Origin of the sequence: Vibrio lentus (assembly GCF_030409755.1) — a bacterium.
GTDB classification, from domain to species: domain Bacteria; phylum Pseudomonadota; class Gammaproteobacteria; order Enterobacterales; family Vibrionaceae; genus Vibrio; species Vibrio lentus.
The window spans coordinates 2172779-2193302 of the sequence record NZ_JAUFQE010000002.1 but is presented as its reverse complement, the minus strand read 5'-3'; the positions used below and the strand labels follow the sequence as shown (position 1 = coordinate 2193302).

Here is a 20524-nt window from a genome sequence, read left to right as displayed (position 1 = left end):
TGTGTTTTGTGGGTACGTTGCAAATATGGGGGGAGATGCTGGTAACTTCAAGATCTAACTTGGTTATCTCAAATAAAAAGAGCCAAAATAGAAAACGCTATGCTTCAATGTTGATAGGTAATTATCTCAACAGGGAGGGCATAGCGTTATCATTGAGGTGGTCAGTGAGGCATAGCGTGAGATACTCAAAACAGAATAAACAACGTAATCGCCAGACTCACACCGACCCAATTAAGGCGGTTTAAAGTCATGAAATATCCAGATTAGGCTCATTAATTGGGAGTAATTGATGAGATAGGGTAATCATGACATCTAATTGTTACGGAAAAATTACATCGTTACATTAAAGTTTGCGACTCTACATTCAAAGTTAGCAATTTATGCCGCTTTTCTCAAAATAGGGTCTAGCAAGCGACTCGGTAGAATTCTTTTCAGCACCGCGAACACCTTAGTAGGTGTCGTCACTCGGTATCTTAGCTTGGGTTTCTCTGCGGTGAGTGCGTGATAAACTGGCTCAACACAACTTTCAGGCGGAAGAACAAAAGCGTTGTTCGATGACTCCTTTTCGAGTCGGTCTTTTTGTTGTTGATAAGCTTCGTGATGAGCGCTGCCAGTAATGGTGATCCATTTATTGAAAGCTTTCAGGGCATTATTTCTAAATTGGGTTTCTATTGGACCTGGCTGCAATAACGAGATATGAATACCACTACCATGCAGTTCTAAACGTAAGGTATCTGTCCAGCCTTCTAACGCGAACTTTGAAGCGTTGTAAGCGCCACGATATTTCATGGCCGCAAACCCTAATACGGAACTGTTTTGTACGATTCGGCCTTCGCCGCGTTCGCGCATGTGCGGGAGGATCTGACAAACAAGATGGTGCCAGCCAAAGAAGTTGGTTTCGAATTGCTCTCTGAGACCTTGGGTCGGTAAGTCTTCTAGCGCGCCAGCTTGACCATAAGCGCCGTTATTGAATAAGCCATATAATCCGTTAGGCGCTAGCTCAATAGCAAGTTGTGCAGCTTGTTCAATGCTTTCTTGGTTAGAAAGGTCGAGCTGTATGCAGGTCAGTCCCTCATCTTGTAGACGCTGTACATCTTGCGGATGACGACACGATGCAATGACGTGGAAGCCACGCTTTTGTAGTGCATGCGCACATGTATAGCCAATACCCGTTGAGCAACCGGTGATCAGAATCGACTTGTTCACGCTTAATCCTTCATTAGAGTCTTTATCGCTCTAGGGTAAAGAATTAGTCTTGATGTTGTAACAAGTTTTTTAAGGCTGGTTCTATTCTTGAGTAACTAAAGATAAATCCCATTTCAGTGAGTTTCTTTGGTTTGGAACGAATGCTGTCAAAGAGTAGACAAGAAGATTCACCCATCAGAAGCGACATTGCCCATTTCGGAGTGAATAAGAAATGAGGTCGGCGTAGTTGTTTGGCGAGTGTGCTGCTGAACAGTTTGTTGGTGACAGGGTGTGGGGCACACATATTAAATTCCCCTTGAGCGTGAGGAATCGACAATAAGTGGTTGATGGCTCTCACCATATCAAGCATGTGAATCCAAGGCATGTACTGTTCGCCTGAACCAAGTGGTCCGCCTACTCCGAGTTTGTACGGCATTAGCATCTTCTTTAAAGCACCACCATTTTCACCTAACACAATCCCAGTTCTCAGTAGTATTACACGCGTCTCATCGGATTGAGCTCTCTTGGCTATCTCTTCCCAGTGTGCACAGACTTTGTGAGGAAAACTGTCGTCTTCTACTTGTAGTGATTCATCAAATGGGTGTTGCTGTTGATCGCCATAGTAACCTACAGCCGAACCGCTAATGAAAGCCTCCGGTGGGTTGCTACTGGCGTGAATTAACTCGACCAGTTTTTCGGTAATCTGCCAGCGGCTATTGCAGATCCTCTCTTTTTGCTCCGCACTCCAACGCTTGTCAGCGATCGGTTCGCCAGCAAGATTGACCACGACATCGAAGTCATTGAGATCGCTGAGTTCATCAAGAGATTGAATGTAATGAAGGTTATTCTGGTTCAGGTGATTTAGGTTTTGCTTCGCTTTTTCGGGGCTCCGCGTCAACAATGTCACGTCGTCAGTATTCCAACTTTTGACCAATTCAGAACCAATAAATCCCGTACCACCAGTTAACAATATCTTCATACCAATCTCCCTATTAAACATAATTATAGACATGGCTTGTTTTTGAACGCCAATCAATACGAAAAAATCACTATAACGATCATAAGGTTTCAATCGTGTGATGCCTAAATTACGCCGTATCAATTTACGAAAGAATGAAATTAAATTCATCAAGTTAGGATGTATACCGCTATCACACTTATGGACTTTACTCGGATATGTTACCAACTGCGTAATATTTGTCACATAAGGAATGATAAGGATTTGCCATGATTATTGGTAATTAATAACCAAACACAATTTCAATGACTAGGAGTTGCGATGACGGCAGTGCTTGCTTTGTTTCGAGCCATGTTAGGTAGTCTAAGGGATCTCTTGCCGATCGTGGCGGTGATTGCTTTCTTCCAGCTTGCTGTTTTGCAAGAGCCACTCCCTCATCTTTTGTCTATTCTAACTGGCTTAGTGCTGGTGGTTTTTGGACTGACTTTTTTTATCTTTGGCCTTGAAATGGGTCTGTTCCCAATTGGCGAGTCGATGGCTCAAGCTTTTGCTCGTAAGGGGAGCGTGTTTTGGTTATTGACCTTCGCTTTCTGTTTAGGCTTTGGCACCACCATTGCCGAACCTGCGTTAACCGCAGTGGCGGCCGAAGCCGCAGAAGTGGCCGCTGAAGGTGGTGTTATTCCCAACTCTCTAGACGAAATGGAACAGTACGCCGATGGCTTGCGTTTCACCGTAGCATTGTCGGTGGGGATCGCCATCTTACTTGGGGTGCTGCGAATCTTAAAAGGTTGGCCAATCCAGTACATGATCATCGGAGGTTATATTGGAGTGGTGGTGCTCACCGCTTTCGCCCCTGAAAACATCATTGGGATTGCGTATGACTCCGGCGGAGTGACAACATCGACGATCACCGTTCCGTTAGTGACAGCATTGGGCGTGGGTTTAGCCTCTGCGATTAAAGGGCGAAATCCGATGATTGATGGCTTTGGATTGATTGCCTTTGCTTCATTGCTGCCGATGATGTTTGTCATGGTCTACGGGATGGTGGTGACATGATCAGTGCTCAGCAATTTATCGACACCTTTCTTGGCACTGTAATGGATGTGATTCCAATTGCGGTGATCATCTTCGGTTTTCAATTAGCGGTGCTGCGAAAGCCAGTTAATAACTTAGGCAAAGTGCTGATAGGTTTCTTTTACGTCATTCTTGGGTTGTCCCTCTTTTTGATGGGGTTAGAGCTCGCGTTGTTTCCTCTAGGGGAGACAATGGCCATGCAATTGACCGAACCCAGTTTTTTAACTGAGTTCAAGATAAGTTCAGGCCTTGCCTTAGCTTGGTTTGATTATTACTGGGTTTACCTTTTCGCGTTTTGTATTGGGTTCAGTACCACGATAGCCGAGCCTTCTTTGATTGCAGTGGCGATCAAGGCGAACCAAGTATCTGGCGGCAGTATCAGCGTGAATGGTCTGAGAATCGCCGTGGCATTAGGCGTAGCCATCGGTATCTCACTTGGCAGCTACCGTATCGTTGCGGGCGATCCTATCCATTACTACATTATTTGTGGTTATGTCATCGTGGTGATTCAAACCTTTTACGCCCCCAAGCTCATTATTCCATTGGCTTACGATTCAGGCGGGGTGACGACATCTACCGTGACTGTGCCTTTAGTGACGGCTCTCGGGCTTGGGCTTGCTTCAACCGTACCAGGGAGAAACCCGGTAATAGACGGTTTCGGCTTAATAGCGTTTGCCAGTTTGTTTCCGATCATCTCAGTGATGAGCTACGCCCAAATAACACAATGGTTAAACCGTTTACACACCTCTAAGGAGAGCAAAGATGCGCTTTAAACTTATCTTAGCGTTTGTAGAAGAGAGCAAGACAGACACCGTGCTCGATGCCGCGCGTGATGCGGGCGCAACAGGGGCAACGGTGATTAACAATGCCAGAGGGCAAGGCTTAAACCAAAAGCGTACCTTTTTTGGTTTAACGTTAGAGGTACAAAAAGATGTGCTGCTGTTTGTGGTTGAAGAGCATTTGGCGAGGAATATTCTAGAAACCATTGGTGAAGTAGGGGAGTTCGACCAAGAGTCAGGACAAGGAATCGCTGTCCAGATCGATGTTGAAGATGCTGTAGGCGTTGCGCACCAAGTTGAGACGTTAACCAAGGTTGTGGAGGATGAACTATGAGTACCAGTGAAAAGATCCGTGTGGGCGATGTAATGGCCAATACTTATGTGATTATTGATGGGCTAACCACGGTATTAGAAGCGATTGAGATGGCGAAAAAACACCAAGTGAAAGCGATCATCGTCGATAAACGCCATGAGGATGATGAGTACGGCATCGTGTTGATGAATGACATCGCCAAAAAAGTACTGGCTAAGAACCGTTCACCAAAGCGAACCAACGTTTATGAAATTATGACTAAGCCGGCCTTGAGTGTGTCTGCTGATATGAACGTGAAGTATTGTGCTCGCCTGTTCGAACGCTTTGGTATCAGTCGTGCTCCGGTGGTCAGTGACAACAAGATAGTCGGTATGGTTAGTTACAATAATATTGTGATCAACGGTATGGCGAGAGATGACGTGTAGCACTTTGATACGTACAATAGCCTCATAAGTTTTATGGAGAAGTACGTGTGAAATTATTTTTTGCTTCAGACCTACACGGTTCGCTGCCAGCTACAGAAAAAGTCTTAGAGCTATACCGAGCGTCAGGTGCGCAATATTTAGTGCTATTGGGTGATATTCTGAATCATGGTCCAAGAAACCCAATTCCTGAAGGGTACAACCCGCCAGCGGTTGCTGAAAAACTGAATGAGTTATCTCAAGAGATCATCGCGGTTCGTGGTAATTGCGACAGTGAAGTGGATCAGATGCTTCTGTCTTTCCCTATGATGGTTGATTACTCATGGGTGCTACTAGAATCGGGTCAGCGTATCTTCTTAACTCATGGTCACCTATATAACTCAAGCAAGCGTCCAGTGTTAAAAGCGGGCGATGTGATTGCGCATGGTCATACTCATATTCCTGTCGCAGAATATCAGGATGGCATCTTCATATTTAATCCAAGCTCGGCGACATTCCCACGAAATGATCATGCTGCAAGCTATGGGTTATACGAGAACGGTACGTTTAAAGTGGTTAGCCTTGAAGGTGATCTGCTAGTGAGCGGGCAGTTGTAAATAAACGGAATCGGTCACGGCTTCGAAAAGGGCTTATTTTGAGTCTACGTGGCCAAGATCTCTGTCTGGAGCAATGATGTTTCGCACTCTTTGCTTCAGAACTTTGGCTTCAGGAAAGCCACCGTCTGCCTTTCTTTCCCAAATCTGCACGCCATTACAAAAGATCTCAAATCGACCTCCGGTATCGGGATGCAAACTCACTTGTTCTATCTCTTCACTGAACGTATGCAGTAACTCTTGGCATAACCAACTAGAACGAAGCATCCAATTGCATTGGCGACAATAGTGTATTGCGATGGTTGCTTTGGTGATTGATGTACTTACCGCGTTTAATTCTGTACTCATACATATCCCTGAAAATTCTAAAACAGTAGTTTGGTGCCAACGGCGAACGTCAATATTTCAAATGCTATTTTGACGAGCTAGTTGCTTGAAACGTGGGTTAGGAGAGGGCCCAACAATAGGGTAAGTGATTAACCCAATCCATGGATCTTATGTTAGAAATTAGATACAAAAAAGGGGCGCAATGCCCCTTTATTTATTACTCGAGAGAGTTAGTTTGAAAACAACACGGTAGAGCCATGGTTTAAGCTAGTCAGTAACAGTGCTTTCGGGTTCACAATATCAAGGCGTCGGCTTTGCTCTGCATCCATTTTGATTACCTGAGTGATCAGTTCAAGCTGCTCTTCCGAAAAATCTTGGCGCTGGGCAGATGTCACGTCTTTAAACTCAGTAGGTGAAACCAATAGGTAGTTATCATTGATATCCCATTGGCCTGTTTCAGAAATGTTGATCACATTTGCTGGTGCTGTTTGGGTACCATATAGCCTAACCACAGACATTCTTAAGTAGGTACCATTAGGTAGATACTTAGCGTTTGAAGATAATTCTACTTTACGAAGCGGGCCGATCGAGTCAGCTTGCTTCTTATCGGTAATCAGAGTCACCATTTTTGATTGCCACTCATGGGCGGTTAGCAGACGTTCGACTTGAGCATCACTGCCCCAATACAACCAACCACTAAGAAAAGCAGAAAGAACCAGTAAAATAATAGAGACTTTTAATTTCATGTTACTGATCACCTTTACAAATGTCGTTTAAATCCGACTGGTTCGCATAAATTCTTAGGGTAATATTCTCGCTCGAATATTCTTGTGGGTGAATATAGTTAAGAGCTAGGTTATTGGTTTGTCCGCCTGTTGCGATGACTTCTGTTGGCTTCAACATTCCTGTGTGGTTGTTGTTGTAATGCACAACACATTTCTCTATAGCTGGTAGCCAACTGCTTAAATCTGGGTGGTTGATCGGTGTCTGAACCTTAACGCCATCAACTTCAGCCAGTGTCAGAAACTCTGATTCAGCTGGGTTAGTAAACGTGATTACTAGAATTGGCATAATAATAGCAATAAGTAGAGCACTAAAGCTTGTCCACTTATTACTATTTTTGTTCGCGGCAACGTTTGTGGTCGCTTTTGGTTCTACTTCAGCCTTAGCTTCTTGAGTCTTAGCCACGGGTTCTGACTCGGTCATCTCAGTAACTACTTCTTCGGCTGTCGTCGTAAACGCTAAGGTCGGCTCCATCTCATTTTCTACGACTTCAGCCATGACAGGCTGTTCGCTTGAAGAAAGTGGCGCTGAACGTTCAACAGAAGCGATAAACTGGTAGCCACGCTTTGGAACGGTCTTTACGAATTCTGGAGACTTAGTTGAGTCTTTCAGCATCTTTCTGAGTGTCGATACCGCTTGCGTTAAGCTGGAGTCGTCTACCTCAAAGCCTTGGTCTCGCCAAACATATTCGTGTAATTCGTTACGAGTGATAACTTCATTGGGTCTTTCTGACAGCATCAGGAGAATGCGGCTTTCATTGCTACCAAGGCGTACGACTTCACCGTCGCTGGCTTGATCAACAAGTGAATTGCTGTTTGGGTCGAATACGAACCGCTGTGCGAGAATAAACTTTGTGCCGATATTGCTCATTGAATTCTTCTATTTTGGATGATTTTGAGTGCGAAATAGACAAATCTCAGGTGAAGTTCCGTTAATTCTTCACCAAATCATGGCTTCTTTTATGTTCTTTTATATTTATCACCCTCAAGGATAATAAAAACAGATCAAAAAAACAGTGTTTTTATGATTTTTGACCTTGAATTTACATTTGTCATCCTCATGTTAATGAACATAAGAGTGGTATCCTGTGTAACGCCTCTTCCGGTATTCAACATAAAGTATAGATGTTTTGGAGTAAAAATGAGCGAAACAGCAACGCAAAATAAAGAGACTCGTGGCTTTCAATCTGAAGTAAAACAGCTACTTCATCTAATGATCCACTCACTGTATTCAAACAAAGAAATTTTCCTACGTGAGTTGATCTCTAACGCATCTGACGCGGCTGACAAACTTCGTTTTCAAGCGCTATCGAATGGCGACCTTTACCAAGGCGATGCGGATTTAGGCGTGAAGTTGTCATTCAATGCAGAGTCCAACACTCTGACCATTTCTGATAACGGTATCGGCATGAGCCGTGACAACGTTATCGAACATTTGGGTACGATTGCTAAATCAGGTACGGCTGACTTTTTCTCAAAGCTGTCTGATGACCAAAGCAAAGACTCTCAGCTTATTGGCCAGTTTGGTGTTGGTTTCTATTCTGCATTTATCGTTGCAGACGCGGTAACGGTTCGAACTCGCGCAGCTGGACTGGCAAGTGATGAAGCTGTGCAATGGCATTCAGCGGGTGAGGGCGACTATACCATTGAAGACATCACTAAAGAATCTCGTGGTACTGACATCGTTCTTCATATGCGTGAAGACGGTAAAGAGTTCTTGAATGAGTGGCGCTTGCGTGAAGTGATTGGTAAATACTCTGATCATATCGGTATCCCGGTTTCTATCTTAACTGCGGTTAAAGATGACGAAGGTAAAGACACAGAAGAGAAGCATTGGGAACAGATCAACAAAGCACAAGCGCTTTGGACTCGCAATAAATCTGATATCGAGAAAGAAGAGTACCAAGAGTTTTACAAGCACGTTTCTCACGACTTTGCTGATCCATTAACGTGGAGCCACAACAAAGTTGAAGGTAAGAACGACTACACCAGCCTGCTTTACATCCCTGCGAAAGCACCTTGGGACATGATGAACCGTGATCACAAGAGCGGCCTAAAACTTTACGTGCAACGTGTGTTCATTATGGATGACGCAGAGCAGTTCATGCCATCTTACATGCGTTTCGTTCGTGGTTTGATTGACTCAAATGATCTTCCACTGAACGTGTCTCGTGAAATCCTTCAAGACAACAAAGTGACTCAGTCTCTTCGTGGTGCATGTACTAAGCGTGTGCTGACTATGCTTGAGCGCATGGCTAAGAATGACAACGACAAGTATTTGGAGTTTTGGAAAGAGTTCGGCCTAGTATTGAAAGAAGGCCCAGCAGAAGACATGGCGAACAAAGAAAAGATCGCTGGTCTACTTCGTTTCTCATCAACGGAAGTGGATTCTGTTGAGCAAACCATCAGCCTAGCTTCTTACGTAGAACGTATGAAGGAAGGTCAAGACAAGATTTATTACCTAACGGCAGACAGCTATGCCGCGGCTAAGAACAGCCCTCACTTAGAGCAGTTCAAAGCGAAAGGCATCGAAGTTGTTCTCATGTACGATCGTATCGATGAGTATGTGATGAATTACCTAACTGACTTCGACGGTAAGCAGTTCCAGTCGATCACAAAAGCGGGCTTAGATCTAAGCAAGTTTGAAGGTGAAGAAGAGAAAGAGAAGCAAAAAGAGACGGAAGAAGAGTTCAAGTCTGTTGTTGACCGCACTCAAGCTTATCTTGGTGATCGTGTTAAAGAGGTTCGCACGACATTCAAGTTAGCAACTACACCTGCTGTTGTTGTTACCGATGATTTCGAGATGGGCACTCAAATGGCTAAACTTCTAGAAGCTGCGGGACAAGCTGCTCCTGAGGTGAAGTACATCTTTGAGATTAACCCTGAGCATGCGCTAGTTAAGCAGATGGCAGATGAAGCGGACGAACAAGCGTTTGGTCGCTGGGTTGAGCTATTACTTGGCCAGGCTATGCTGGCTGAAAAGGGCTCAATGGAAGATCCGTCACAATTCTTAGGTGCAATCAACGAACTACTGACAAAACGTTAGTCTTTCGACTTTGGGCTAAGCCCATAATTATGAATAAAAGCTCGCGAATGCGGGCTTTTTTTATGAACGTCGCTTAACTTCATCGAAATGTCGCTAAAGTTGCTAACAAGACGAACGCAAACGCTGTCGATACATTCTTTAGTCTTAATTTCAGCCAAATTGAATATTAATGTGATAGAATGCTCGACCTAATCAGCTGGGACTATGAACCTATCATCTCCAGTTGTATGATTTTTAAACGTTATACCGAAACTTACCGTTTTGCTTCTGTTTACAGTTGTGCTTAGCCTCAGTTGTTACCTAACCTCTCTTGTTCGACTTAAATCGAACTAGAAAGGCGGGATAGTGAGCTTCGGTATAAATCATAATTTTTATAAGAGGATTAAACATGCGCATCATTCTTCTAGGTGCTCCTGGCGCGGGTAAAGGTACTCAAGCTAACTTCATCATGAACAAATTTGGTATCCCTCAAATTTCAACTGGTGACATGCTACGTGCTGCTATCAAAGCGGGTACTGAGCTTGGTAAGCAAGCTAAATCAGTAATCGACGCGGGTCAGCTAGTTTCTGATGAAATTATCCTTGGTCTTATCAAAGAGCGTATCGCTCAAGATGACTGTGAGAAAGGTTTCCTACTAGACGGTTTCCCACGCACAATCCCTCAAGCTGATGGCCTAAAAGAAATGGGTATCGCAGTAGACTACGTTGTTGAATTCGACGTAGCTGACGATGTGATTGTTGAGCGTATGGCTGGTCGTCGTGCTCACCTTCCTTCTGGCCGTACATACCACAATGTGTACAACCCGCCTAAAGAAGAAGGTAAAGATGACATCACTGGCGAAGAGCTAGTGGTTCGTGATGACGACAAAGAAGAAACAGTTCGTGCACGTCTAGGTGTATACCACGATCAAACAGCTCCGCTTATCTCTTACTACGGTAAAGAAGCTGAAGCAGGCAACACTAAGTACCTTAAGTTCGACGGTACTAAGCAAGTTGCTGAAGTTAGTGCAGAACTTGAGAAAGCACTAGCATAATTGGCTAACAGCCAGTTTTAGAATTTGATATATTGGAAGCGACCTTTAAGGTCGCTTTTTTTGTTTCAATTTTTAGTCATATACCAATCTAGATAAAATCGATTGTGCATAATTTCCGCGTTACGGCTTAGATTTGCGCGGCTAACGATCAAGGTGATGTTGCGATAACTCAGGTTAAGAACGACTATTCTTAAATTTAGTTGCGTAACAATGATCTTAAACTTATGCAGATTAGTATATTACGTTCCAGAAAATCACACATTGGTCTCAGGTAGCTATGGAAAATAATAAAAAGCAGGGCGTTTTACTGGTTAACCTAGGAACACCAGATACCGCGACTCCAGCTGGCGTTCGCCGATTTTTAAGTGAATTCTTACACGACAAACGAGTGGTAAACCTAACTCGCTGGCTTTGGTGTCCTATTTTACATGGGGTGATTCTACCGATTCGAGCACCTAAAGTGGCTAAGCTTTATCAGTCTGTTTGGATGGACGAAGGCTCACCACTGCTTGTTTATTCGCAGAGACAAGCTGAAAAGCTACAAACAAAATTACAGATGCCTGTAGCTTTGGGGATGACCTATGGTAATCCAAGCCTTAAAACCGGCGTTGAGCAATTAATGGAGCAGGGCGTTGAAGACATCATCGTATTGCCTTTATACCCTCAATACTCAGGCACAACGACAGCGGCCGTTTCTGATGGTTTAACTAAAGCCTTCAAACAAATGCCTGTTATCCCGAGCTATCGCTTTATTCGAGATTATTACTCTCACCCTAGCTACGCGAAAGCATTGGCTGAAAGTGTTCGTAGCCATTGGGAAGAAAATGGCAAAGGCGATCACTTGGTGTGTTCATTCCACGGCATCCCTAAAAGGTTAGCCGATGAAGGTGATATTTACCCTCAACATTGTGAAGCGACGACCAAATTACTTGCTGCGGAGTTAGGGTTATCCTCGGAAGACATCACCATGACATACCAATCTCGATTTGGCCGCGAGGAGTGGTTGAAGCCTTATACCGATGAAACGCTTGAAACGCTTCCAAGCAAAGGTATCAAGAAGATCGATATTATGGCGCCTGCATTCTCAGTGGATTGTTTAGAAACGTTAGAAGAGATTTCAGACCAGTGTAAAGAGACGTTCATTGATGCTGGTGGTTCTAACTTTAGCTACATTATGTGTCTCAATGACAGAGACTCACACATCGACATGATGGCTGAACTAGTGGCGCTTCATCGCTAACTGATAGGTCGATTGAATAGATAACAAAAGGGCTGCTCATTGAGCAGCCCTTTTTGATCTTGATGTTTCTTCTTGAAATCGATCTAGATATTAAGCAACCGAAGTTTCTGCTTTTGGCTCTGATTCAAGCGTCATGTTGGTTTCTACACCATGCATCCATGATACAAGCTTGCCAGCACAAAGAAGCAGTAAGACGCCACTAATTGTCGCTGTAATTGCGATACCACCGAAGATAGACATTGCGCCAAGCTCACCAACGTGAGAACCCACAAGGCCAGCTACGTAGTTTGCGACAGCATTGAAACCAAACCATGCACCCATCATTAACGATGCTAGACGAAGCGGAGCTAACTTAGTGACCAACGACAGGCCAATAGGAGATAGACAAAGCTCGCCAAGGGTATGGAAGAAGAAAGCACCGACTAGCCACAGCATTGATGTTTTCACTGTTAGGTCGCCGCCTTGCTCCATTACTGCGCCCATCATGCACACAAAGCCTAGAGCTAGGAAGAACAAAGCCATTGCAAATTTCACTGGAGAGTTTGGTTCACGCTTACCAAGCTTGACCCAAAACGCCGCAATGATAGGTGCGAGGGTGATGATGAAGAATGGGTTTAGAGATTGGAACCATGCAGCCGGAACTTCAAAACCACCAATCATACGGTCAGTATATTGCTGAGTGTAGATATTCATCAGGCCGCCAGCTTGTTCAAAGCCAGCCCAGAAAACAATGACGAACAGACCCATAATCAGAATAACTTTTAGTCTGTCGAACTCTTCTTTGGTCAGTGGTGTTTTCTCTTTTGATTTGTTCAGCGCTTTCGCTCGTGCAGCTGCAGGTACTGAGCCAATGTTGCCTAACCATGATTGAGCCATCGTCAACTGCATAACTAAGCTGATAACCATACCGATACCAGCGGCTAGGAAGCCAGCTTTCCAGCCGAACGAGTCAACTGCAGCACCTGAAATTAAGCCACCCAGTAGCGCGCCTAAGTTGATGCCCATGTAGAAAATGGTGAAAGCGCCGTCACGGCGGTTATCGCCTTCTTGGTATAGGTCGCCAACCATGGTCGAGATGTTTGGTTTAAACATACCGTTACCACTGATAAGCAGCGCTAAACCTAGATAAAGAGCATTTACTTGGTCTAAGCCAATGGCGCCATTAGGAAGAGCGAGTGTAAATTGGCCGAGTGCCATTAATACACCACCCACTAGGATCGATTTACGTTGTCCTAAGTAGTTATCGGCAAGCCAGCCGCCGATTAATGGTGTGATATAGACTAAACCGGTGTAGATACCATAAAGATCGAGGGCATCTTTTGTTGACCAACCAAGGCCACCATTGATAGTGGTGTCGGTAAGAAATAAAACAAGAATTGCACGCATTGCATAGTAGGAGAAACGTTCCCATAGCTCGGTGCTAAAGAGTAGAAATAGGCCTCTAGGGTGGCCAAATATGTTGTGATTGCTTGGCATAAGTTTTACTAATTTTAGGTATTAAAAGATTTTATAGTTCCTTATGTATACAGAGTGGAATAACCATCTGCAATAGGCGTCTTTTATGGTCACGATAACTGATTTTTTATAAGCTTATGAAAATAATGGGTTTTATTGATAATGTTACCCAGATAATGCGTGCTGCAAACTAATTTTCCAGTTTTGAGTTGAGCGCATAATGTTCTTTTTAAAAGAATTATCGAATGCTAATGGTTGAATTTATTGGTTTGTTGGATGTTTCTTGAAAATAAATGGAATGTCGTTCTTTATCTGTGTAGCATACATAGCCTTACAATAATGCGACTTTTTATCTGTAAATGTTCCCTGTACAATGCTTAATCACTTTTTGTCCTTATGGCTTTTTGTTGATAAGTTGGTCTGTTACGCATTATTCATTGCTTATCAGGATTCATTTTATTAACGGTGATTAACCGTTTTAGGCTTGTGGTAATATGTCCCAAAATAGAAAATGGCTAGTAAAATGAAACGTTGGTATTTACTTTATTGTAAGCGCGGTGATCAGAAGCGTGCTCAACAACACTTAGAGAATCAAGGGGTAGAGTGCTTTTATCCTCAAATAGATGTTAAGAAGGTCGTTAGAGGGAAAGAGAAGCAGGTCAAAGAACCGCTATTTCCATCTTACATCTTTGTACGTTTTGACTACGAACAGGGCCCAAGTTTTACTACTGTTCGTTCAACGCGTGGTGTCGTCGATTTTATTAAGTTTGGCGCAAGGCCACACGAAGTCCAAGGCGACTTAGTGTATGAACTTAAAGAGTTTGAGAAGTGTTGCGAAGATGAACCTGAAGAGTGCTGTGTTGAATTTGAATCAGGGCAAGTGGTCAAAATCAATAGTGGTCAGTTTGCTGGGGTAGAGGCTATTTTCCATCAAAAGGATGGAGAAGCGCGCTCTATTATGCTTGTTAAGATGATCAGTCAAGTTGTGCCGATCAGCATAGAGAACGAAGCACTACAAGCTCAAGCATAAGTGCAGCAATAAAAAACAGGCTTAAAAAAAGGCGCATAGTGCGCCTTTTTTGTTTTTGACTTGTACCTAGACTCTAGTAAGAGTCGTTGTGAACAGCTTGTACCGCACGACCAGATGGGTCAACACAGTTTTTGAATGACTCATCCCATTCAATGGCTTTTGCTGATGAACATGCAACAGAAGGACCACCAGGAACACACTCTGCCGCTGATTCTAGAGGGAATAACTCCTCAAAGATCTCACGGTAAGCATAGCCTTCTTTCGTTGTTGGTGTGTTGTAAGGGAAGCGGAATTGAGCCGTTTCCATCTGTTTGTCCGTTACTTTGTCTTCAGCGGTTGCTTTCAGCGTATCAATCCAATCATAGCCTACGCCGTCAGAGAATTGCTCTTTTTGACGCCATGCGATTGAATCTGGTAGGTAGTCTTCAAAACACTCACGTAGGATGTGTTTCTCCATCTTACCGTTGCCACACATCTTGTCTTCAGGGTTCAGACGCATAGCGACGTCGATAAACTCTTTGTCCAAGAATGGTACTCGGCCTTCTACACCCCATGCCGCCAACGATTTGTTCGCACGAGCACAATCAAACATGCTTAAAGCAAGAAGTTTACGCACCGTTTCTTCGTGGAACTCTTTCGCGTTTGGTGCTTTGTGGAAGTACAGGTAACCACCAAAGATTTCATCAGCACCTTCACCAGAAAGTACCATCTTGATACCCATTGCTTTGATCTTACGAGCTAGCAAGTACATCGGCGTTGAAGCACGGATGGTCGTTACATCATAAGTTTCAATGTGGTAGATAACATCACGGATTGCATCTAAGCCTTCCTGAATGGTGTAAGTCATCTCGTGGTGCACGGTACCAATCTTATCTGCAACTTCACGAGCAGCGATCAGATCTGGCGCGTTTTCTAGACCAACAGCAAATGAGTGCAGCTGCGGCCACCAAGCTTCAGATTGCTCATCATCTTCAATACGCATTGCCGCAAAACGTTTAGCGACAGCAGATGTGATTGATGAATCAAGACCACCCGATAGAAGTACACCGTAAGGCACGTCAGTCATTAGTTGACGCTTAACTGCAGCTTCTAGTGCTTCAGTCAGCTCTTCTTTGCTTGTGCTGTTACCTTGAACTGCAGCGTATTCGTTCCAGTCGCGGGTGTAGTAGCGTTGAGGCTCTGCATCTTTTGAAGAGTAGAAGCTACCAGGAGGGAATTCACTGATCGTCTTACATACAGGAACTAATGCTTTCATTTCTGAAGCAACGTAATAGTTACCGTGCTCATCGTAGCCTTGGTAAAGCGGGATGATACCGATGTGGTCACGACCCACTAGATATTCATCTTTTTCTTCGTCGTATAGAACGAATGCGAAAATACCGTTAAGTTCTTCTAAAAGGTCCGCGCCCATTTCTTGGTATAGCGCTAGGATAACTTCACAGTCAGAATCAGTCTGGAACTGGTACTTATCTTCATAGCGGGCACGAAGTTCTTTGTGGTTATAAATTTCGCCGTTCACTGCAAGAATGTGCTTTTTATCTTGGCTGTATAGTGGTTGTGCACCACTGTTAAGACCAACGATAGCCAAACGCTCGTGAGCAAGAATTGCTTTTTCACCAGCATAGATACCAGACCAATCTGGGCCACGGTGACGAAGCTTTTTAGACATTTCTAGAGCAATAGGGCGAAGTGCTGCGGCATCACTTTTAATGTCGAGAATGCCAAATACTGAACACATAGAACTTCCTTTTAAATAATTTCTAAATCAACTGTATTCAATTTGCCATTCTGGCTAAAAAAAGCAACCGAATGTGAGCAAAAAAATAATATAAAGGGGTTTATGTTAGAAATTATCTAATTTTTAAGTTGCTTTGGTGATTGGTGTCTAATTGCGGTTGGTTTTTTAAACAAAAACCTCTCAAAAGTGCAAAAGAACAGCAATTTTGAGAGGTTAACTAGATAATGTTTAGGACTAGATCTTACTGATGTTTGGGTTTAACTGTTCACAAACGTGGCGAGCAAAACCGCTACCTGCTTCGCTATAAATGTTAAAAGCCGCATCGACACCGTTTTCTTTTAATGTTTCTAGCTGATCTGGGTATTCAGCAATCGCGGCAATTTGGCCTTTAAAGTTACGTGACTTCAATTGCTCTAAAGCGGTTTGATTACCTTGGTGATGAGGCATAGCCAAGATCACTAACTTTACGTTTGCTGTATCTAGGATACGCTCCCAGAAATCTGGGTCAGTTGCATCGCCAGAAATAACGTTTCTTCCATGGCTTCTGTGGTTATGTGCCGCGTCTTCACGAACTTCGACACCTAAACTCACTTTACCGTAGCGTGAACGTAGCTCGTCGTATGCACCAGTACCAATGCGGCCCATACCAAGAATAAGCACCTGAGCACGACCTGGATCAATTCGTTTGTCACGTTGGTGGAGCTTCTCAGCAGCGTGTTCTTTTAGCCACTTCCCCGATTGTTGATAAAGTTTGTGGCCCGCTTTGTTTAGAGGCGCTGCGATTAGGAACGAGAGTGATACTGCAATCGCCATGGCAACCAAGATATCACCAGACATCCAACCCATCTTAAAGGCAAGGCCACCAACAATGAGGCCAAATTCACTGTAGTTAAACAGTGACAGAGAGGCGAGTAGAGATGTTCGAACACGGAACTTGAAACGGTTAAGTACCAAGAAATACAGAATGCCTTTAACTGGCAGTAACAATAAGAACAAGACAGCGAGCATAAAGCCCTGAATGGTAGGCTGCTCAGATAAGCCAATATTCAAGAAGAAGCAGACTAGGAAAAGTTCTTTTAGATTAAACAGCGATTTCGAAAGCTCTGAAGCTTTTGGATGACCAGCTAACAACATACCTAAGATAAGGGCGCCTAGATCTGGTTTTACGCCTACAAATTGGAACAAGCCTGCACCGACCACTAATGCGAAGAAGATACCGAACAGCACCAGCATTTCGCCGTGACCAACCCAATCGAGGACTTTGTAGAATAATGGACGACAGAACGGCAAAGCGAACAGTGCGATGGCATACCATTCTGGAATCTTGCCTGTCGATGCCGTTAAGAAGACCACGGCAAAGATATCCTGCATAACCAGAATACCAATTGCTAACGTTCCGTAAGTTGCATTCATTTCCCCTTTCTCTTGCAGAGACTTAACCGCGAATACAGTACTAGAGAATGAAAGGGCAAAACCGAGAAGGACGATCTGTTCCATTGACATGGCTGCTAGCGAGGAAATACCGAGGAACTTAAAACCAAACATGGCGACCGCAAAAAACAGAGTGGATAAAAGGTTGTGGATTGTCGCGCCAGCCCAGATCTCTTTAGATAGCAGGGTTTTAATATCGAGTTTTAAGCCAATAGTAAAGAGGAGTAGGGTGACACCTAGATCAGCTAACGTAATGATGGTGTCATTGGTTTCAAAGCCCAGAGCAAAGAGCCCAAAGCCTGCGACCAAAAAGCCGACCAATGGGGGAAGGTGACACTTTAAAGCAATAAATCCTGCAATAAACGCAGTGGATATTAATATAAGTTCCATAACTTGTTGTTGTAGTTCCCTAGCTTAAAAAAACGGGCCGTGTTTATACAAACACGGCCCGCGGAAAATCAGAATGGTTTTCTTTAGTCTTCGAGTAGCTTTTGAAGTAGCACACCGTTGAGCATGGCACGCTTAATCATTGCAAAAGCTCCCATCGTGGGATGCTTATCGATCTGTGATGCTACAATAGGCAGGCCGCTATGGAAAGTCGTTAACGACTGATTCTCTACATTGCGCTTAATTGCAGGGAAAACAATCTCTTGTGCCTTCGTAATATCACCAGCAATGATGACTTTCTGAGGGTTAAACAGGTTAATCGTCATTGCGATAGCTTTCCCTAACTGGTTACCCACTCGAACCAAGCTTTGCTTAGCAAGTTCATCACCATTGATCGCATGGTCACAAACGTCTTGGATAGTGATGTGTTCAAGCTCTGTTAGCGAAGACTCGTAACCTTGTTTAATGAGTTTTTGAACTCGTTCAACAATGGCAGGGTTGGCCGCTACGGTTTCAAGGCAACCAAAGTTACCACATTGGCATTGCTCACCGAGTGGATCAATTTGGATATGACCAATCTCGCCCACGTTTCGGTTGTGCCCTAAGAAAACCTGACCATTAACGATAATACCGGCACCGGTACCACGGTGAACACTGACTAGAATCGAGTCTTGGCTATCTTTACTTGCGCCAAAGTAGTGCTCAGCAAGCGCCATTCCTCGTACGTCGTTACCCACAAAACAAGCGACATGGAACGTGTCACGAATGATGTCGCTCAAAGCCAAGTTGTCGATATCTGTGTTTGGCATGTACTCAACAACACCGGTTGTCGGGTTTACCAAGCCTGGAAGAGTCACGCCAATCGCGATCAACTGGTCGATCTTTGGTTGGTGTTCAGCAATGAAAGCCTTCAAATTATTAACCAAGCCTTGGGTAAGGTCTGACTGATCTGAATAATTAAGGTCTTGCTGTAAGAAAGCCAACTCACGACCACCGAGGTCATGAAGGCTTATTTGAATATAGTCTCGGCCTAATCGCACAGCAACAGAATGAAAAGGTTCTACTTCTGTGGTTAGAGAGATAGCGCGTCTACCGCCAGTAGACGCTTGCTGCGCAACTTCTTTAATTAGGCCGCGCTCTAAAAGTTGGCGGGTAATTTTTGTAACACTTGCCGGTGCGAGTTGGCTTACATCAGCCACCTGTATACGACTGATAGGCCCTTGTTGGTCTATAAGTCTGTATACCGCCGCACTGTTTAGTTGTTTAACTAAATCTACGTTACCTATTTGTCCGCCATTCATACTTAATTGTGCTCGTATTGTCCGTTAACAACAGTCGCTTTAACGTTAAAATCTCGGTCAAATACAGCAAGGTTTGCAACCATGCCTTTTTTGATTCGACCTAGCTTGCTTTCTACACCGATAGCCGTAGCTGGGTATAGAGTAGCCATGCGAAGAGCTTCGTCTAAAGCGATACCAGCGTGCTCAACTGTATTCTGAACTGCTTCAATCATAGTCAGAGCTGAGCCGCCTAGTGTGCCGTTTTCATCAACACACTTACCATCACGGTAATATACTTTCTTACCGACAAAAATAAAGTATTCCATGTCAGCACCTGCAGGAGCTGTGGCATCCGTCACTAATACAAGCTTTTCTCCCTTGATTTTGTGCGCAATTCGAATGTTTGCGTAATCAACGTGGAAGCCGTCAGCGATAATGCCCGCATAAACTTCAGGAGTATCGTAAATCGCACCAACAACGCCTGGTTCACGGCCAACCATAGGAGTCATCGCGTTGAACAGGTGAGTTGCAAATGTAATACCTGACTCAAAGCCTTGACGCGCTTCTGCGTACGTTGCGTTGGTGTGACCAATAGAAACAACGACGCCAGCTTTACGCAGACGCTCGATGTGCTCTGGGTCGTTAAGCTCAGGAGCCAGTGTTACTTTCGCAACAAGGTCACTGTTCTCACAAATCAGCTCAATCATTTCGCTATCAGATTTGCGGATGTGATCGACGCTATGGATGCCTTTTTTCGCAACGTTTAGGTATGGACCTTCAAGGTGTAGGCCTAAAGATTGGTTCTGGTATTTATTGTGGTACTCGCGAGCTGCAGTGATAACCGCACGCATATCTTCATCTGATGAAGTGATTAACGTTGGTAAGAAGCTAGTACAGCCAGATTTAAGGTTTGCTTTGTGCATGATCTGCATGGTGTCTGCTGTGATCTCATCGTTAAGCATTACACCGCCACAACCATTCAGTTGTAGGTCAATGAAACCTGGGCTTAGGTTTGCTCCGTCTAGATCGCGAACCTCGATTCCTTCTGGCAATTCAGAGATAGGACAGACTTTTTTGATCAGTTCGTTTTCGATTACAACAGCATGATCGGTCAGAACATCACTACCAGTGTAAATTTTACAGTTACTTAGCGCGTACATAGTCAGCTAATCCTTATTTCGTGAGATCTTTTAAATTTGTTCGTTACCTAAATGTGGACTTAGTTTGCGAGCATCATTTACGTAACGATTTATCTTTTATGGGCAAACGGCTTCAAAATGTGATGCTATTTAAGTTATTGAAAAATATATGAACAATTGATCGTTATTATACATTTAGGTTCATTGTTAATGATTATTCATACGGCAATGTAAGCCGAGATATACCATCTTTTTACCTAATGATTAGGTTTAGATTTTATCTATAAATGTTCATTTTTTTGAATGATAAAA

Annotated in this window: 19 protein-coding genes; 9 read left to right on the top strand and 10 right to left on the bottom strand. The window is 43.9% G+C overall.

Annotation, left to right across the window (positions count from 1 at the left end; genetic code table 11):
• Nucleotides 1-378: 378 nt before the first annotated feature.
• Together QWZ07_RS18100 and QWZ07_RS18095 are read right to left on the bottom strand one after the other, a co-directional pair.
• Nucleotides 379-1206 carry an SDR family oxidoreductase gene (locus QWZ07_RS18100; protein ID WP_192852215.1) on the bottom strand — a complete coding sequence of 276 codons (828 nt, stop codon included), beginning with the start codon at nt 1204-1206 and terminating at the stop codon, nt 379-381.
• Between the two features lie 43 nt (nt 1207-1249).
• On the bottom strand, nt 1250-2164 hold the full coding sequence (locus QWZ07_RS18095) for a TIGR01777 family oxidoreductase (protein ID WP_076669095.1): 915 nt from the start codon (nt 2162-2164) through the stop codon (nt 1250-1252).
• A 300-nt stretch (nt 2165-2464) separates the two neighbouring features.
• Here QWZ07_RS18095 and QWZ07_RS18090 point away from each other — a divergent pair, with 300 nt between their 5' ends.
• The 5 genes from QWZ07_RS18090 to yfcE are packed head-to-tail and all read left to right on the top strand — an operon-like array spanning nt 2465 to nt 5327.
• Complete coding sequence (locus QWZ07_RS18090; protein ID WP_009847350.1) at nt 2465-3199, top strand: DUF1538 domain-containing protein; 735 nt, start codon at nt 2465-2467, stop codon at nt 3197-3199.
• Nucleotides 3196-3990 (top strand): DUF1538 domain-containing protein, encoded by a 795-nt coding sequence (locus QWZ07_RS18085; protein ID WP_192852214.1) that lies wholly within the window; start codon nt 3196-3198, stop codon nt 3988-3990. The genes QWZ07_RS18090 and QWZ07_RS18085 overlap by 4 nt, the downstream gene beginning before the upstream one ends.
• Nucleotides 3980-4330: a P-II family nitrogen regulator gene (locus tag QWZ07_RS18080; protein WP_192852213.1), complete on the top strand. Its 351-nt coding sequence runs from the start codon at nt 3980-3982 to the stop codon at nt 4328-4330. The genes QWZ07_RS18085 and QWZ07_RS18080 overlap by 11 nt, the downstream gene beginning before the upstream one ends.
• A complete protein-coding gene (locus tag QWZ07_RS18075; protein ID WP_076669090.1) occupies nt 4327-4734 on the top strand; it encodes a CBS domain-containing protein in 408 nt (135 codons plus the stop codon). The genes QWZ07_RS18080 and QWZ07_RS18075 overlap by 4 nt, the downstream gene beginning before the upstream one ends.
• A gap of 47 nt (nt 4735-4781) precedes the next feature.
• Nucleotides 4782-5327 (top strand): phosphodiesterase, encoded by a 546-nt coding sequence (yfcE, locus tag QWZ07_RS18070; RefSeq protein WP_192852212.1) that lies wholly within the window; start codon nt 4782-4784, stop codon nt 5325-5327.
• 33 nt (nt 5328-5360) lie between these two features.
• Here the strand turns inward: yfcE and QWZ07_RS18065 are convergent, their stop codons facing one another.
• The 3 genes from QWZ07_RS18065 to QWZ07_RS18055 form a co-directional block, all read right to left on the bottom strand.
• Nucleotides 5361-5672, bottom strand: a complete 312-nt coding sequence (locus QWZ07_RS18065; protein WP_017110341.1) for an Rdx family protein — start codon at nt 5670-5672, stop codon at nt 5361-5363.
• A gap of 209 nt (nt 5673-5881) precedes the next feature.
• On the bottom strand, nt 5882-6397 hold the full coding sequence (locus QWZ07_RS18060) for a regulatory protein ToxS (RefSeq protein ID WP_192852211.1): 516 nt from the start codon (nt 6395-6397) through the stop codon (nt 5882-5884).
• Between the two features lies 1 nt (nt 6398).
• Nucleotides 6399-7304, bottom strand: a complete 906-nt coding sequence (locus QWZ07_RS18055) for a transcriptional regulator (RefSeq protein WP_102384738.1) — start codon at nt 7302-7304, stop codon at nt 6399-6401.
• Nucleotides 7305-7574: 270 nt separating this feature from the next.
• Here QWZ07_RS18055 and htpG point away from each other — a divergent pair, with 270 nt between their 5' ends.
• From htpG to hemH, 3 genes are all read left to right on the top strand, one after another.
• Complete coding sequence (gene htpG, locus QWZ07_RS18050; protein WP_065103134.1) at nt 7575-9479, top strand: molecular chaperone HtpG; 1905 nt, start codon at nt 7575-7577, stop codon at nt 9477-9479.
• 388 nt (nt 9480-9867) lie between these two features.
• A complete protein-coding gene (adk, locus tag QWZ07_RS18045) occupies nt 9868-10512 on the top strand; it encodes an adenylate kinase (RefSeq protein WP_009847341.1) in 645 nt (214 codons plus the stop codon).
• A gap of 277 nt (nt 10513-10789) precedes the next feature.
• Nucleotides 10790-11752, top strand: coding sequence for a ferrochelatase (gene hemH, locus QWZ07_RS18040; RefSeq protein WP_065110950.1), 963 nt, complete (start codon nt 10790-10792; stop codon nt 11750-11752).
• 90 nt (nt 11753-11842) lie between these two features.
• Here the strand turns inward: hemH and QWZ07_RS18035 are convergent, their stop codons facing one another.
• Nucleotides 11843-13228 (bottom strand): peptide MFS transporter, encoded by a 1386-nt coding sequence (locus QWZ07_RS18035; protein ID WP_102384736.1) that lies wholly within the window; start codon nt 13226-13228, stop codon nt 11843-11845.
• A 502-nt stretch (nt 13229-13730) separates the two neighbouring features.
• Between QWZ07_RS18035 and rfaH the strand changes: the two genes are divergently transcribed.
• Complete coding sequence (gene rfaH, locus QWZ07_RS18030; protein ID WP_017110336.1) at nt 13731-14237, top strand: transcription/translation regulatory transformer protein RfaH; 507 nt, start codon at nt 13731-13733, stop codon at nt 14235-14237.
• 73 nt (nt 14238-14310) lie between these two features.
• Here rfaH and asnB read toward each other — a convergent pair whose 3' ends face one another.
• From asnB to nagA, 4 genes are all read right to left on the bottom strand, one after another.
• Nucleotides 14311-15975, bottom strand: a complete 1665-nt coding sequence (asnB, locus tag QWZ07_RS18025) for an asparagine synthase B (RefSeq protein ID WP_065110952.1) — start codon at nt 15973-15975, stop codon at nt 14311-14313.
• 234 nt (nt 15976-16209) lie between these two features.
• Nucleotides 16210-17796, bottom strand: a complete 1587-nt coding sequence (locus QWZ07_RS18020) for a cation:proton antiporter family protein (RefSeq protein ID WP_192852210.1) — start codon at nt 17794-17796, stop codon at nt 16210-16212.
• 83 nt (nt 17797-17879) lie between these two features.
• The gene (nagC, locus tag QWZ07_RS18015) at nt 17880-19094 is read right to left on the bottom strand and encodes a DNA-binding transcriptional regulator NagC (protein WP_017106117.1); all 1215 of its coding nucleotides are present in this window, start codon (nt 19092-19094) and stop codon (nt 17880-17882) included.
• A gap of 2 nt (nt 19095-19096) precedes the next feature.
• Nucleotides 19097-20233: an N-acetylglucosamine-6-phosphate deacetylase gene (nagA, locus tag QWZ07_RS18010; protein ID WP_192852209.1), complete on the bottom strand. Its 1137-nt coding sequence runs from the start codon at nt 20231-20233 to the stop codon at nt 19097-19099.
• Nucleotides 20234-20524 lie beyond the last annotated feature (291 nt).